The 15,902-nt window shown below is 43.6% G+C and carries 12 protein-coding genes and 2 pseudogenes; all 14 read right to left on the reverse strand.

Going from position 1 to position 15,902, the window contains the following annotated elements:
- Nucleotides 1–2: 2 nt before the first annotated feature.
- The 14 genes and pseudogenes from QMD66_01555 to QMD66_01620 all read right to left on the reverse strand — a co-directional run bounded on the left by QMD66_01555 (nt 3) and on the right by QMD66_01620 (nt 15,767).
- The gene (locus tag QMD66_01555) at nt 3–1,469 is read right to left on the reverse strand and encodes a glycosyltransferase (protein ID MDI6821555.1); all 1,467 of its coding nucleotides are present in this window, start codon (nt 1,467–1,469) and stop codon (nt 3–5) included.
- Nucleotides 1,470–2,645, reverse strand: a complete 1,176-nt coding sequence (locus QMD66_01560; GenBank protein MDI6821556.1) for a polysaccharide pyruvyl transferase family protein — start codon at nt 2,643–2,645, stop codon at nt 1,470–1,472.
- 23 nt (nt 2,646–2,668) lie between these two features.
- The gene (locus QMD66_01565) at nt 2,669–3,934 is read right to left on the reverse strand and encodes an ABC transporter ATP-binding protein (GenBank protein ID MDI6821557.1); all 1,266 of its coding nucleotides are present in this window, start codon (nt 3,932–3,934) and stop codon (nt 2,669–2,671) included.
- Nucleotides 3,935–3,938: 4 nt separating this feature from the next.
- Nucleotides 3,939–4,757, reverse strand: coding sequence for an ABC transporter permease (locus QMD66_01570; protein ID MDI6821558.1), 819 nt, complete (start codon nt 4,755–4,757; stop codon nt 3,939–3,941).
- Between the two features lie 14 nt (nt 4,758–4,771).
- Nucleotides 4,772–5,635, reverse strand: coding sequence for a dTDP-4-dehydrorhamnose reductase (gene rfbD, locus QMD66_01575; protein ID MDI6821559.1), 864 nt, complete (start codon nt 5,633–5,635; stop codon nt 4,772–4,774).
- Nucleotides 5,636–5,639: 4 nt separating this feature from the next.
- Entirely contained in the window at nt 5,640–6,299 is a 660-nt protein-coding gene (locus tag QMD66_01580) for a transposase (GenBank protein MDI6821560.1), read from the reverse strand.
- Between the two features lie 57 nt (nt 6,300–6,356).
- Nucleotides 6,357–7,418, reverse strand: a complete 1,062-nt coding sequence (locus tag QMD66_01585; protein MDI6821561.1) for a DUF3048 domain-containing protein — start codon at nt 7,416–7,418, stop codon at nt 6,357–6,359.
- A gap of 46 nt (nt 7,419–7,464) precedes the next feature.
- A pseudogene (locus QMD66_01590) lies at nt 7,465–8,100 on the reverse strand (GDP-mannose 4,6-dehydratase).
- Nucleotides 8,101–8,109: 9 nt separating this feature from the next.
- A pseudogene (locus QMD66_01595) lies at nt 8,110–10,002 on the reverse strand (GDP-mannose 4,6-dehydratase).
- Nucleotides 10,003–10,029: 27 nt separating this feature from the next.
- Complete coding sequence (locus tag QMD66_01600; GenBank protein ID MDI6821562.1) at nt 10,030–10,509, reverse strand: dTDP-4-dehydrorhamnose 3,5-epimerase family protein; 480 nt, start codon at nt 10,507–10,509, stop codon at nt 10,030–10,032.
- Nucleotides 10,510–10,679: 170 nt separating this feature from the next.
- Nucleotides 10,680–10,910 (reverse strand): four helix bundle protein, encoded by a 231-nt coding sequence (locus tag QMD66_01605; GenBank protein MDI6821563.1) that lies wholly within the window; start codon nt 10,908–10,910, stop codon nt 10,680–10,682.
- A 62-nt stretch (nt 10,911–10,972) separates the two neighbouring features.
- Nucleotides 10,973–12,034 (reverse strand): glucose-1-phosphate thymidylyltransferase, encoded by a 1,062-nt coding sequence (locus QMD66_01610; protein MDI6821564.1) that lies wholly within the window; start codon nt 12,032–12,034, stop codon nt 10,973–10,975.
- Nucleotides 12,035–12,058: 24 nt separating this feature from the next.
- Entirely contained in the window at nt 12,059–13,282 is a 1,224-nt protein-coding gene (locus QMD66_01615; protein MDI6821565.1) for an LCP family protein, read from the reverse strand.
- 172 nt (nt 13,283–13,454) lie between these two features.
- Nucleotides 13,455–15,767 carry an S-layer homology domain-containing protein gene (locus QMD66_01620; protein ID MDI6821566.1) on the reverse strand — a complete coding sequence of 771 codons (2,313 nt, stop codon included), beginning with the start codon at nt 15,765–15,767 and terminating at the stop codon, nt 13,455–13,457.
- Nucleotides 15,768–15,902 lie beyond the last annotated feature (135 nt).

Here is a 15,902-nt window from a genome sequence, read left to right on the forward strand (position 1 = left end):
TATCACTTTGCCGAGAAGAATCTTCGGTCCTTAAAATATCTATACACGCGATAAGCAGGAGTGGACCTAATTCTCTCCAAGCTTGCCGATAACTCTCGGATGCTATTCTCCTTTGAGCTTATTTCCTCGGATAACCTCCTGATTTGTTCTTCATTCTGAGCAATCTGCCTTTCCAGATCGGCAATTTTAATTAAATTCTCGTCGACTAGCTTCTTAAGGTGGGCAATATAGGCATTTTGCTGCTCCGCCAGCAATTCAAGATTTTCGACGACTTCTTTAGAGGCTTCAAAATCCATATCCGAACCCACTTTTCTCCCCCTCCCCCCTGGATGGATCTTCGTCGAGTGAGTTTTCAAAGCTAATTCGTAACCGAGTATGGTTTCTTCCGCAGCTTTATCCCAGGTAAACCTGGCTGCAACTAGATCCTTGAGTTTATTCTGGCGAGGAGAGTAAAAAGCTTCGCACACCGCCTTCTTGATGGACTCTGGATCCGTTGGATTACAATACCGGGCAAGTTCTCCAAAGTATTCCTTCGTTGAACCTCTGTTTGTACAAACAATGTTACATCCCGCCAATGCAGCTTCAAGATTTGTTAAGCCCGGTGTTTCGTACCAGCTGGGAAGGACATGCACCTTCGCTGCTGCATATACTGGACCCAATTCATTATGCTTAAGAGAACCCAAGAAGAGAGTTTTCTCACTGGCATATTTCTGGCAAAGTGAAAAATATTCTTTATCTAATGTATCTCCTACCAGGACTATGGGAATATCAGTATCACGCAGTGCATAGAGCAAAGAGAGTTGATTCTTTCGTCTTTCAATTCTCCCAACGCATAATACGAAATCCTTTAAACCATATTTCTTCACAAATTCGTCGGATTTAGCTTCCCCAAAACTAAGATCAGCAGCATTGGGTACGATGTGATATTTTGGGCTGGACAAATTATACAAATGCTTCAACAAATCCAGCTCGGTTCGCGAATTTGGGAGCAAAATATCGCTTATATGTAAAACCACCCTCTGCTTATTTTTAAAGATATTTCTCTCCCATGAATTCTTACTCAAATACTGAGTATTTACACTCTTTCCCGTCGATAAGATACTCTCTTTTATTTTACATAAGCCTTCGTCGTTTTCGAAGAGGATGGGCGGAATCCCCTTACAATTCTCCAATTCATCTAAGGCCCAATATATAACGGAAAGAACCACTGGTTTATCCTGCTTAAAAGCATTTAAAGCCTGATAATAAGTTTCATCAATTCGAGTGATGTTAAATAAGTGGACCAGATCATACTCGGTCAAATCGGGTTCAAGCTCCGTTGAGATATCAACCTGTATCCCAGACCTCATCAGAGCCTCACGCGTTTTGAGGAGCTGCGTACTATCTCCTCCATAGGCATCCAAATAATCCGGCCGGATCTGTAAGAGGATCTTCTCTATTTTTCCCCGGTTTTTGATCGAAGATGGCATTTACTTACCCCTCAGTAATTTTGCAGCGAGCTTGGGGTTTTCCTCAGCTTTCTTAAAAAGTTGCTCCGTCTTTACTCTCAGATCAGAAGGGATTCTCCGCCTTGAAGTCCAAACTTCATCAATAATCTCGCAAAGCCTTTCGAAACGAATTTCATTTATGGATAAGGATCTTTCTTTCTGACCGATTAATTGCAGGAAGCTTCTCACCTTTCCATCATAAATTATCCCGATAATGGGCGTGCCCATAGATACCGCAAAGATGGCAGAATGAAGACGAGTCCCAATCATCAAATCTAGCCTCCCCACAATCCCCTTAATTTCATGTGGATTATAGGAATCTGAAAGAATTTTCGCTCTCTCTTTAAACTTCATTTCCTCCACTAGCTCACGACATAGCTGGTGATCATCGTCGTACAATCGCTGCATGGGAAGAAAGATAATCTCAGAATCGAACTTTTGAACCAAGAAATCTGCTACCCTGACCATGGTCCGCTTATACCAATTGTGTTTTTCCTGCATCCTATGGGATCTAAATCCCTGGTAATGATACCATGGTCTAACATTTATACCAATTAAGGGTTTTTCCAAAGAGACTTTTTCCCCCCGCAATATTTCCGCCACTCGCTCCTTCGGGGCGGGAGTCAAACCAATGGCAGGATCGACCGTGACCGCTATTTCCGGACCATTCACCCTTAACCTCTTTAACTCCATAGAGGATTCCGCATCCCTTAAACTTATCACATCCACCTTATCCAGAACAAATGAGACCAATCTTCTTGTGGATGGCAACAGCAGGGGTCCTATTCCCACACCATAAAGCATAACGGGTTTTTCCAACATCTTTGCCAGGAGCGCAAGATAAAGAAAGAATAATATCCCATAATGCCGACCTTTAAAGAAGTCATTTACATTCAGGTGAAAATTGCAATCATAAAATAACCCTCCGCCGCCGACTATGACCAGGTCGGCTTGGCTTATGGCTTGAAAGATTTTTGCTTCGTCGGTGTGCACGATCCTTTGTACATCCTTGGATATGGGAAGGTCCAAATTTCCCCCAATGACCGAAAACTCCGCTCCACCTATCTCCTTCTTCAACCCCTCGAGCATCGAGATTAGGATGGCATCGTCACCAATGTTGCTGAACCCCGCTGCGCCGGCGATCACAATCTTTCTCATATTTAAAAGACCTCTCATCCTAATCATTCGCGAGAATCGCGTTGCTCAATCATACTCCACCGACCGGGAATTTTGACGACTCCATAAGATTCTTTCTCTCGACCCGTTGTGACTTGAAATTCATACAGCTGTTCATGGTGATCATAGGGGTGTAGACAATGATAATCATAGACCGCTGCACTGACAAGATATGAGCCTGGAAGCAGTGGCAGGGAGTCTACCACGTATTCGATTGTGCCTTCGCCTTGGACTGAATCGATGAATACGTTATTAAGTTTAGTGTTCGGTCTCGTTACACAAACGCCATCGGCACGGTCTATACGGATACCGAAAACTGGTTTCTCGATCTTCCTATGAGCTTTAAAGTTGATCCTTACGATGAATTTCTCCCCGGTTTCGAATAACGTTTTGGATTGCCCACCATCGGCGAGGAATTCCACTCTGTTTATCTCTATCTCCCTTGAGCCCCATCTCGATCCCTCATCCTGCTGTTGGGCTTTACCCTTCCTTTGTTCCTCCAAATTGACATAGTGAATATAGGCTCTGACGACTTTATTTGGGTTACCCCTGACCTGAATTTCTCCCTCTTTTAACCAAATGACCTCATCACACATGTTCCGGATATGATCCATGCTATGGGAGACAAAAACGATGGTTTTACCCCTGATCTTATAATCATACATTTTCTCCAGGCACTTTCTTTGAAAAGCTTCGTCCCCCACAGCCAAAATCTCATCGATGAGCAATATGTCGGGGTTAACATTGACGGCGATGGCGAAAGCCAATCTCATATACATGCCGGATGAGTAGTTTTTTACCGGCATATCAATGAATCTTTCAAGCTCAGCGAAGTCTACAATCTCATCGAATTTCTGGTTGATTTCCCTACGACTTAAGCCCAGAATTGAACCATTTAAATAAACATTTTCTCTACCCGAAAGCTCTGGGTGAAAACCGGCTCCCAACTCAAGTAAGGCTGAAACCTTTCCTCTTGTGCTCATTTCCCCTTTATCGGGACGCAAAATCCTAGCCAAAATTTTGAGTAAAGTACTTTTCCCGGAACCATTTTCCCCAATGATCCCCAGGGTTTGCCCCCTTTTTAAGATGAAATGGATATCCTTCAACGCCCAAAATTCTTCGAAAATCGCTCTGTGCCCGCTGAGCAGAGCGTATTTTAGCGTGTGCTGCTTCTCGTGATAGAGTCGGAATTTCTTCCAAAGGTGATTGACCTCTATAGCCATTTCATCGCCCATATCTTTTGTCCTTCCAAATCTTGCGCCAAGCATCATAATCTTATATCTCCTCAGCAAAAGTGGGTTCGTATGCATTGAAAAATAAATATCCAAAATAAAGCGTGAGCAATGATACAACCACAGCATATCCCAGGAGAAAGAAACTCGGAGGTTGGCAGTCATAGAGAATACTGCGATAAGCCAATACAAAGGTGGCCATCGGATTAAGTTTGTAAATGAAAGGAAGCCACGGAAGTTTATGGGACATCTGTAAAACGTACTCAAAAGGATAAATGATCGGGGTGGCGTAAAACCAAATCATCAGGATGATGCCCAATAAATGCTGGATATCTCTAAAGTAAACATTGAGACAGGAGAAGATGAGACACATCCCGATGGTAAACAGGGTTTGTATGATCGTAATCGCAATTAGAAGGGGTAGGTAGAGGAAGAACCTTGAACCCAAAAACGTCAAAAGCATGAATAAAACCAAAAGTTCCAAGCAAAAATTGATTAAATTGGCAAGAACCGCTGATGAAGGCAAAATTTCACGAGGGAAATATACCTTTTTAACCAGATTCCCATTGCCAACAATGGAATTTAGGGAAAGCGAAAGAGAAATGCTCAAGAAATTCCAGGGTAAAAGGGCGCAGAGTAGAAAAACCGGGAAACTGAAAATTGCTCCATATCGAAGTACCGGAGGCTGTATCCTTAGAAGAACTGCAAAAACGAAGGTAAAAACGATTGTGGTTAATATCGGATTCAGGAGCGACCAGAAAAATCCCAATATGGACTTCTTGTATTTTACTTTCAATTCTCTTTTTACCAAGTTAAGTAGGAGCTCGCGGAAGACGAAGAGCTCCTTTAATTTCTCCACCATTTAATGATTTCTCCTCAGAGCTTAAGCTGCTTGCCTGCCGGCAGGCAGGAAAGATATTCTTTCAGCGCGTCTTCATAATTTCGCAGAGCGGGAAATCCACGTAGCTCTAAACAATAATTTCTAAGGACTGAGAATGCTGGTCTTTTGGCTGGGCGATTGAGTTCTGCAGAGCCGATGGATTTAACTTTAATCTCTTTCTTCCCCGCATATTCCAATATTTTCCTTGCAAAATCGAACCAGGAACAGTTTCCGCTGTTAGTGATGTGATAAATACCATACCACTCGGTATTAATAAGTTTAGCAATTGCCTGGACTAAGTCAAGGCTGTAGGTTGGTGAACCAATCTGGTCATTTACCACTTTCAGCTCTTCCCTCTCTTCCGCTAATCTAAGGATGGTCTTCACAAAGTTCTTGCCATGCTTGCCATAGAGCCAGGCAGTACGGACGATGAAATATCTAAGTAAAAGAGAGCTCACATAACGCTCCCCCGCGAGTTTCGAGGAACCATAAACGCTTATGGGGTTTGGAATATCGAATTCCGTGTACGGTTCGGTTTTTCTCCCATCGAAGACAAAATCAGTGCTTATGTAGAGCATGGACGAATTGGTTTTCTGGCATGCTACAGCAACATTTTGAGTGCCCAAGGCATTGACCTTGTACGCTTTATCGGGATCGAGTTCACATCCATCCACATCGGTGTAAGCAGCGGCATGGATCACGATATCGGGGGATAAATTGGTGATGATCTCGACGGTGTGATCGAAATCGGTGACGTCCAGCTCCTGGTGGGAGAAGCCAAAAACTTCATGCTCTTTCCCAAGTACCTGTACGAAGTCCGTTCCCAACTGTCCTCTAGCCCCAGTAACCACAACCCTCACAGGGTCAGACCTCCTCTCCCCCATTTACCTGCCACATTAAAATCTTATTCCGAAATTCTTCGCTACCTAGGAATCTATCATCCTTCAATTGTTCATAAGGTTTGTAAATCTTCCTCTGCCTCGCCTCCTCAACGAAAACCTTGTATCTCTTAATTTGAATCTCTTTTCTCTTTCCGAACCTTGAAAGGATATCGGTTGTATCAACTAAATCATCGCTTTCTTCCTTGAGATAACTAATGTAACTTGAATACTGATATTCCTCGGTCTTTTGTACCATCCCCACCCTAACCGGATTTAAATGAATGTAACGAGACAATTCTATGAGATGCGGCTCCTCTTCCACAAGGAAACTTTTGAACCGTCCTTGAAACAGATGCCCATATCTTTCGTATTTCCTATTGAAATACATGGTATATGCGGTATTGAGAGTTTGCATGACTTTAGATACAGTTCCATCAAGCTGGGGTCTGAGTAGCAAATGAAGATGATTCGTCATGAGAACGTAGGCGTATAATAGGTATTGATATTTTTCCTTTGTTTTCCGTAAATTGGCGAGGTACCTTTCGTAATCGCGGGAATCGAGGAATATATCCTGTCCGTTATTTCCACGCGCTGTGATGTGGTATATGTATCCACCTAAATCAATTCGAGGTCGCCGTGCCATTTCGCACCAACATTTCGCACCAAGATAATTTTTAAATTAAGGATTTATCATGCCTGGTCAACTTGCTTGAGGAGGTCTGACCCCGACTGGGGTATCGGGTTTGACTATCTCTACCCAGGTTTGCCCACGATTTAAGGGAATCTCCACCCCCTGCTCATCCTCGATAACAAGCTGGGTCCCGGGCTCCGCTTTCTCCCAAGTGCCCCTGACGACCGTTCCATCCCTAAACACAAGGCATGAACCGCTTCCGATGATCTGTATATTCAAACACTGTGGATCATACATTCCAGTCGGACAGTAGAGAATGACCACATTCTTTGGTTGAAGCTGATTTTTTGTTTCCCTATCTATATGAGGTCTGCCGCCATTGAAACGGAGATAAGAATTAGAATCTTTATGGTAATGGTATTCCACTTTGTAAGCTTGGGATGAAAAGTTAATAACGATGTTTTGGCTTTGTGGGCGGTTCTTGAGAGGAGCTTCGGATTTGAACTTAAATCCTCGGTATCCCACACCTTTGGCAAAACCCACCCTTTCCGCCGCCTCTCTTATCCTAGAGGTGCTCGTGAAAAGATTGTGGGGAGCCTTTATCCCCCCAACTCGCCAGTAAGCTTTGGGGTAGGCAAACTGGTCGAGATCACAAATACCCCATTGTTTTATAGCCTCCATGCCTCGTTTCGATCCACCGCAGTGTGCATAGAGGGCATTGAATCCACAAGCGAGAGCAACGTAATAAGGACGGGCGCTTCGGACGGGACCGATCTCTTCGGCATCCTCATGTACATAGACCGCCAAGAGGCGTGTGATTCCTCCCTCAGTTAGTGCCTCAAAGATCACACAGGCTTTATCCAGACCAATTTGAGGTCTGATGGAGACTAGATTCTCAATCATGATGGCTATTGGTCTGCGATCGGCAGCCCCTGAGGTGGTTTCAACTCCACATACTGGGCAGGTGGAAGGCGTTGGTTTACCCTTTACGACCCGTTTTGCTCCCGGTTTAAGCCTTTCTTCCCTTCGAATTTTTGCGCAGAAGCAAATGGTTACAATTAAAACCAAGATGAGGAGTATCCAACCTAAACTCTTAAGCACTCTAATGTCCTTAGAATGTGCTGGGTTCATCGGTCAATTCCTCCTACGACTCATTTTTGCGAAATTTGCTTCAAATTTAGCGACGTCGATACATCATATCGTAGTATCTCTTGAATTCACCGGACTTTATCTTCTCCCACCACCAGCGATTATCCACATACCATCTTATGGTTTCCCTCATGGCATCCTCAAAATTGTGGCGGGGTCTCCAGCCCAGTTGATGGATTTTTTGGCAATCCAAAGAGTACCGTCTGTCGTGACCCGGTCTATCCTTGACAAATTTAACTAAATCTCTCGGTTTACCCAACTCTCTTAAGATGATCTCAGTGATCTCCAAATTGGTTCTTTCATTCCCCCCGGCGATGTTATAAATCTCCCCCTTTTTACCATTATGTAGGACAAAATCTATGGCTTTGCAATTGTCGAGGACGTATATCCAATCCCTTACGTTCTTTCCATCACCATATAGCGGCAGGGGCTCATCCTCCAAGGCATTGGTGATAAATAAAGGAACTAACTTTTCTGGATATTGATAGGGGCCAAAATTGTTCGAAGACCTGGTGATTAAGATTGGGAGCCTAAAGGTGACCCAGTAGGAATGAACCAGAAGGTCGGCAGCGCCCTTTGAGGCAGCATAGGGACTCGATGGATTTAAGGGGTCGGTTTCCTTAAATGATCCTTTCTCGATACTTCCATAGACTTCGTCTGTGTTATGTAAGAGAATAGGAATATTGCCTCCAAAAAACCTATTGTTCCCTTTAATCTCAATATCATAAACCATTGTTTTCGCTACTTTTTGCTTTTTAACATTTTTAACTTTTGCTATGCCTATATCTGAAGTCACCAAATCCAAAAGTTGTGAAGGAAGGGGTTCTTTAAAACCTTCAAGCATTTTAAGGGCTCTTTCTTTCCCTATCAGTTTATTTTTTTTATGAGTAATTCGTGGCTCAGCGCCATTGCAGGCTGCTTTATAAAAATTTAATACAGGCTCGACTGGGATGCACTTACTATGAGGAGTCCGCCAAGGAGAATTCTCTTCCTCATAATTCTCAGCAGAAATGACTAAATCATGCAATAAATCATTAGGTTTTCTTTTCTGAAATAATCCCCGCATATTTCGGCATAATCGTTGGTGTACCCTAGAATTTATCCCTTTTACACGGCATAGCCATAAAAGATTTATTATCAAATTCTCACTGCAGGAAGTAAAATTTCTCGCTTTATCCTCCCTTATATGAGCATCGCCTTCAAAGCCTTTTAATAGATGTTCAACATGTTCCCTAGAAAGCCACCATATCCAACCGGGAATTCTCTTCTCTTTAGCAACAAAGCCAAATTGAGAAAAAAGTGCGTGAAGTATCTTCCCACCAAATTCTAATTGGAAACTTCCGTCTCCCCGTTTTCTGAGACGAGCTTTAAAATAATTGAATTCCTTCTCTAAAATATTTTTAGCTTTTTCTAAAACACCTTTCTGACCTGCAGTTATCACTATTTTTTTTAACTTTCTTTTTCTTTCCTTTATGGTGTGAGAACAATGCCCCTCAGCAAGATATAAATTAAAAAGCCAAGCCAGGTCTGGTGATATCTTGACCTCTTCTATCCCTTCTGGCAAATTACAAAATTTTCTTTGGACCCGATATTTAGTATTGAACATATCTTGCAAAAGTTCTTTCCTGCCCAGACTGGTGATGGCATAGACGGGCCCATTTTTGAGAATTAAACCTTGCTTTATCATATCTTTGAGAGTGCTATAGGCAATACCATTATCCTTTTTTATTTCTCTCCAAGTTGCTGGCTTTTTTAATACCTTTTCTAAAACCTTCCTCCTCGCTAAGAGAGTCTTCTGCAATCTCGGTCCATCCTTAATTTCCAAATATTCTCGAAGGTTTAATATATGCTCTTTCTCAAAGCAATTCTTATTTAAGGCTAGTAAAGTCACCAGGCGGTCATTCTCTCTTAATTCCGAAACGAGTTTTTCCCTTATTATTCCCTCGTCCGCAAATATAAATACCGAATGAGAGCCGGTAGTTTTTATTCGACCACCTCCCTCATAGGATATTTCATAAATTTCATTTGTTGGATGGCTAATTAAATTGGTGATGGGTTTAAAACTGAATCTGAATCTCTCATCAATAGTGCCTGCTTCATACCGGTCAAAGTTGTTTTTATTTAAAAAATCGATTCTCTTTAAAGAAATTTCTCCGCTCCGCTTACTTCTTAGTAAAACAGGAGTTTCTCCCAGTACACTGCTAATTTGAACATATCTTCTATGTCCATATTTCTTTGCCGCCTCGAGGAGAACATAGGTGCCATAAACATCGGTTTTGATGAAACTTTCGGGTCCTAAAATCGAGCGATCCACATGACTTTCGGCGGCGAAGTTAATGATGACATTGACATCCTTTGCCAATTCATCAACAATTTGAGGATCGCAGATATCGCCTTTGACAAATTTATATCTGGGGTTTCCTTCAATATCCCGCAAATTGTCGGGGTTAGCAGCGTAACTCATAATGTCAAGATTAATAATCCGATAATCTGGGTACTTGTTAATCAAATAGCGAATGAAATTGCTGCCTATAAAACCCATTCCTCCCGTTATTAACAATTTCATGATTATTTCCCCCTATTTTCTTTCAACTCAGCCTCCTCTGGTGACATACGAGGGCCACTTGTATGGAATTTCCTCGCTATTCCATGGAAAACGATACTCATCTGGCTCATCGTATCGATAGGGAAGCGTTGGCACATTCACAATGCGAGCCTCCTCGCAATCAAAAGCTGTGAATCCGTGAGTCACGTATGGAGGAATCTTAAGTAGAATTGGCTCATTTTTCTCGCAAGGAGGAGCCTCTAAGATGAACTCATTGACCTGCATATAGGTGGCCCTATCGGGTCTGAGGTCGCAGAGAACCACCAAAGCTTTGCCTGAGACGCAGACGAAGTGATCCGTCTGCTGTTTGTGGTAGTGCCAGGCTTTGGCCACGCCCCTCGTGCATCCAGTGATGTAAACCTGACCAAACTTCTCGAAGAGGGGATCATCGCATCTTAACATCTCCATGAGAAAACCGCGCTCATCGGGAATAACTCGCAGCTTTTTAATCCCAACACCCTCTATCATTCCAAATCCACCGCTCCATTCGGTTAAGGGTTAAGTGTTAGTGGTTAATCGTATTTATAAGGATTTTAATAAACCATTTAAAAGTTTGAAAATTGAGGTGCATAAATCAAGAATTTCGCTAAGTTGCTTTTCTGAAAGATATCCCAAGCTACAAGCAAGTTTTAAAAGAGTCACTGCTTCGTATAAGGAACCTCTGGCGATATAAAGAAATTGAATAAATTCTTTCTTGTGCCCCCTTCCACACCTTCTGCGATATTTAAAGAAACCAAAGTAGCTCTTTGAAGTTGAGGCGTAAGGGAAAATTGTTGATCCTTTGGGAAGTCTGTTGTGATCTCATAAATTCTTTCCGCCAAGTCAAATGCCTTTTGCCAAACTTCTAACTCTTCAAAATGAAACTCCAAAAATAAACTCCTTTAACCCCTTAACTTTTAACATTTAACTGAACTTTTAACCTTTAACGGCTTTAAAGTACTCCAACCTTGCTGCTATCGCCGAGCATCAACCTATAAGCCCTGGGCTTTAGGGGAGACTTGGAAACCTCCACGTTCTTTCCGATTAGACTATCCTCTATTCTAGCGATATCGGAGATCACACTCTTCTCTAAGACGATGCTGTGTTCAATCTCACTATTTACGATGGCTACTTGATAATAAATGGAGGTGAAGGGACCAATGAAGGAATTGACGATCTTACTCTTCTCACCGATAATAGCTGGACCCCTGATGGTGCTGTTTATACTCTCCGCACCCTCTTCGATTATCACCTTACCTATTAGCCGGGAAGTACTATCCACAAATCCTTTACATTTGCTCTTGATGTCCTCGAGGAGTAACCGGTTTGCCTCCAGAAGGTCCTCTAACTTTCCCGTATCCTTCCACCAATCGTTGATGATATGGGGTTGCACATTATATCCACGATCTATTAGATATTGGATGGCATCGGTGATCTCAAATTCATTTCGCCAAGAAGGTTTGATATTATTCACCGCTTCGAAAATATGTTTATCGAACATGTAAACACCGACTAGGGCGAGATCGCTCGGTGGCTCCTTTGGTTTCTCTATCAAGCGAACCACTTTCCCATCTTTCAACTCTGCAACCCCAAAACGCTGGGGATCTTTCACCCTGGCAAGAAGGATTTGGGCATTGGGTTTTTCCCTCATGAACTCCTTTACCAGGGGAGTTATTCCCTCTTTGATTATGTTATCCCCCAGAAACATGACAAAGGGCTCGTCGCCGAGATAGCCTTCAGCTATTTTCACCGCATGAGCCAAACCCAAGGGTGCCTCCTGCTCGATGTAGGTTACTTTGACTCTCCAATCGCTTCCATCCCTGACTGCTGCTTTTATCTCATCCTTCGTGTATCCCACGATAATGCCAATATCCTCGATTCCAGCTTCCTTTATCGCCTCAATGGCGTAGAAAAGGACGGGTTTGTTGGCTACGGGTATGAGTTGCTTGGCACTGGTATGGGTTATGGGTCGGAGACGCGTCCCTTCCCCACCCGCTAATATAAGAGCTTTCACTTTCCTCTCACCCCACAATTCACTTCAATGTACATAATCTTTACCAATAATGATCACAATACAATCCGCCTGTCTGATGGTGGGCACGCTCGATTTAGATACAATTTTAGCTTGTTTGAAATGTTCCTTAACCACCAGAGCTTTTTGATATTGACCTGGACCATAATATATTACCGTATGCTCATAGTTAAAATTATCGGCATTTCCGACCTCCACTATCCTGAATCCCTTTGAAACCAACTTATCCCTCACTTTTTCAGCCAAACTTGAAACTCCACACCCGTTCAAAATTTTTATACCTATATTCTTTTGGGAAGAGCCGGCACTTTTCTCTTTAAATTCCTTGAGGGAGAGCCCTTCCCTCACATGGTATAATATCTCTTCGATTTTTTCCTCATCCGGGATGACGTAGCTTACCCTCTTGATCGTCTTCGGTGTTCCGGGTAGAGTGACCACCTCCACATCCTTTTTCTCAAGGGATTTGAGGAAGGTGGCAAATTGAATCATCTCCGATATGGTTAAATCGGTTCGGCTATTATCCGCGAATATATTCACAAGGGTGGGTATCTTTAAAGCATGCTTTAGCCTCAAAGCCTTATTCATGAAAGCTTCGAGGAATTTCTGCTGGCGTTCGATTCGCCCCAAGTCACCCTTGGGATCTCCATGTCTGTATCGTACATAATTTAGAGCGGTTTCACCATCGAATTTCTGATAACCTGCGGGAATATGCATAGTATACTTTCGGGACTCATCAATGATGGGCTCATCCACGTATATGTCTACACCTCCCAGGGCGTCAACCATCTTTTTGAATCCTTCAAAATCGACTCCCACAAAGTGATGGATGGAAAAACCCGTGAAATCCTCAACGGTTAAGATCATAAGCTTTGGGCCACCATAGGCGTAAGCGGCATTGATCTTCCCACGACCTCTACCGGGTACTTTGACTCGCATATCCCGAGGGATGGAGATTAGAATGGCTTTTTTTCTCGGAGGATCGAGGCGCAAGAAGATAATAGCATCAGCCCGAGCTTTTTCCCCTTGAGAAGAATCGCTGCCCAGGAGCAAAATATTGATGGGTTCGTTTGGGAGAGGCTCCGACATAACCTTTTGGGCGCGTGCAAGTTCCCCATCCTTATGGAGTCGGCTTTCCACGTATTTCACGTAAGCGTAGCCACAAACGGCAAGCACAAGAAGGATGGCAAAAAGAAGTAATAAAATCTTTTTGACCTTGGAAAACTCTTCCATATTCCCCTCGGATTAAGCGGAGTGAAAAAAGTCTTGGGATAGATTAGCACAAATTAAGCCAAAAATAAACCTGAAATGGACTTTAACAAGTTTGGTTTGCACTTTATACATTCGAGGGAGGGCCCATCTTGTTAATAATACACCTGAAATATATTGAAACGGTAAAGATAATTTAAGGTACTGATTTGGCTCTGTAGACCATGACCGCCGTTTGGTCTCTCCTCACCCATGCCTCAGGTCTGAACAGACCATCGGGATAGCCTTTTATGATGCCTTGATCTTTGGCTGTCTCTATGTAATCCCAGGCCCAGTGATTGGGTGGAACATCGGGGAAGTATCCTTGGTATTGAGTGTTTCTGGCTATTCCCAGTCCCCTGACCAGCATGGTGGCAAGATGAGCCCTGGTTGCCGTATCCTCAGGACCGAATCTTCCATCTCCATAACCTCTGATGATCCCCATCTCATAGGCTGTCTCTATGTACTGCCAACCCCAGTGGTTGGGTGGAACGTCCGTAAAGTAACCTTTGTACTTGGTATTTAGGGGAAATCCCAGGGAGTTCACGAGCATCTTTGTGAACTGGGACCTGGTGACGGGATTCGCCGGGCGGAAGAGCCCATCGGCATAGCCGGAGATTATGCCCTGGCTGGCCATGAACATGATTTCATTGAATGCCCAGAAACCTGGGGGAACATCGGGAAATATTATCATAATTCCATCGCTTACTCCAGGCGCACTCCAGAGCCCAACTCCATTCTTTGCCTTCACCACGAAGTAATAAGTTTTACCCCTCTCCAGGTTGAGACCAGTCCTGGTGACACTGGTCGAAGAACCTACGGATGTCCAAGGGACAACATCGGTAACCCCAGGTGATGTGCCTATTGCATACTGGTATTCCACTACGCCGCTTTGTGGATCGGAGGATGCCCAACTGGCGTGAAGTCGATCAGCAGAGCTTGTATAGTCACCGTCACCGGTTACAACTGGGGTGCTTGGAGGCGTGGAATCTATGGTGAAGTTGGCGTCACTCGTGTCAGACCAGGAATCACCATCCGCATCAGTGACCTTGATTTTTACACGGACCGTAGAGGAATTGATCGAAGGCAAAGTCCAACTGAAACTGCCTCCACCGATGCTTGATTGTGTTATGTCCGTGGGGATGGCATTCGGATAGGTTAAGCCTCCATTGGTGGAGTAATATAGATCAATGGTGTATGGTGCGGTTCCTCCGGATATTGTCCAGGTAACGGCGTGGGTACTTCCACCAATCCACTTTTCACCGCCGTTTGGGGAATCAAGAACATTTAACCTGTTGTAATAAACATCCCAGTTTCCAGGGGTGCTATCCTGCCACACTATATGGGGATTGGCACCCGCATCCACTACTATTGAGGGATTTTCGGATCTTATTGAGGGATTTTCGGATCTTCCAGAATTATTCGATAAATTTACAACGGAGCTCCAGGAGGTGCCGTTGGATTTCTTGTAGTAGACCTCCCTATTAGTGGATGCAGTTGCTTCATGCCAGACCACGTGAAGATTGCCATCTTTATCGGTAGCTATAGAAGGACAGTAGGAGGGGGTAGGAGTTTCGGATAGATTCAATATGGAACCCCACAAAGTCCCATCGAACTTCCTGTAATATATCTCATCATTGTCTGATGCAACCAATTTCTGCCAGACCACGTGGACGTTGCCATCCCTATCCGTTGTTATGGCAGGTTCCTTCGATGGTTCGGCGGTGTTTGTATAAGATATATTCTCTGGGGTGCTCCAGGAGGTGCCGTCGAATTTGGTGTAGCAGATTTCGTAGTTATAAACGGGGGGATATGGTTGAACGAGGAAGTCGCGCCTGTATACCACGTGGACATTGCCATATTTATCCGCGGCTATAGAGGGTTTGGCACCCTCGGCGGGTCTATAAAGAGTCGATATTGTGACGACTCGGTCGTCCCAGGAGGTGCCGTTGGATTTCCTATAGCAAACACTGTTACTTTCGTCCCAAACCACGTGGATGTTTCCACCTGCGTCAACGGCTATTGATGGAGAGCAAGAGATAGCACGAGTATTCGATATATTTTGGGGAGAACTCCAGGAGGCACCATTGAATTTGGCATAGCGGATTTCGTAGTTATCCACCAAATAGTCCATCCACACCGCATGTACGTTTCCCGATGAATCGATAGCAATTGAAGGTTCATCCGATGAGCCCGATGTATTGGAGATATTTATTGGAGAGCTCCAGGTAGTGCCGTCGAATCTTCGATGATAGATTTCATCATTGCCGGAGATATTGTCCGTCCAGACCATGTGAATGAAATCATTGGAGGAACCCATGGCGAGAATGGGGTTGCGAGAGCTACTTGAATTCTGAGAGATATTGGTGGGTGTACTCCAGGTTTGGGCATAGGAGAAAATCGCTGAGGTGATGCAGAGAAGACATGCTACAAGAATGCATAACGCCATCTTGATTTTTCTCTTATGCATATGAGCACCCCTTTTGACCCTAAAAATTTACTATCAAGAATAAAAACTGACCTGGACTATTAACAAGTCAAGTTGACACTTTCTGACACTTTCGGTTTTCATTGTTCTTTGAAAACTTAATCTTTGGACTTTCAA

Source organism: Actinomycetota bacterium (assembly GCA_030018275.1).
Lineage (GTDB): Bacteria > Actinomycetota > Aquicultoria > Subteraquimicrobiales > Subteraquimicrobiaceae > Subteraquimicrobium.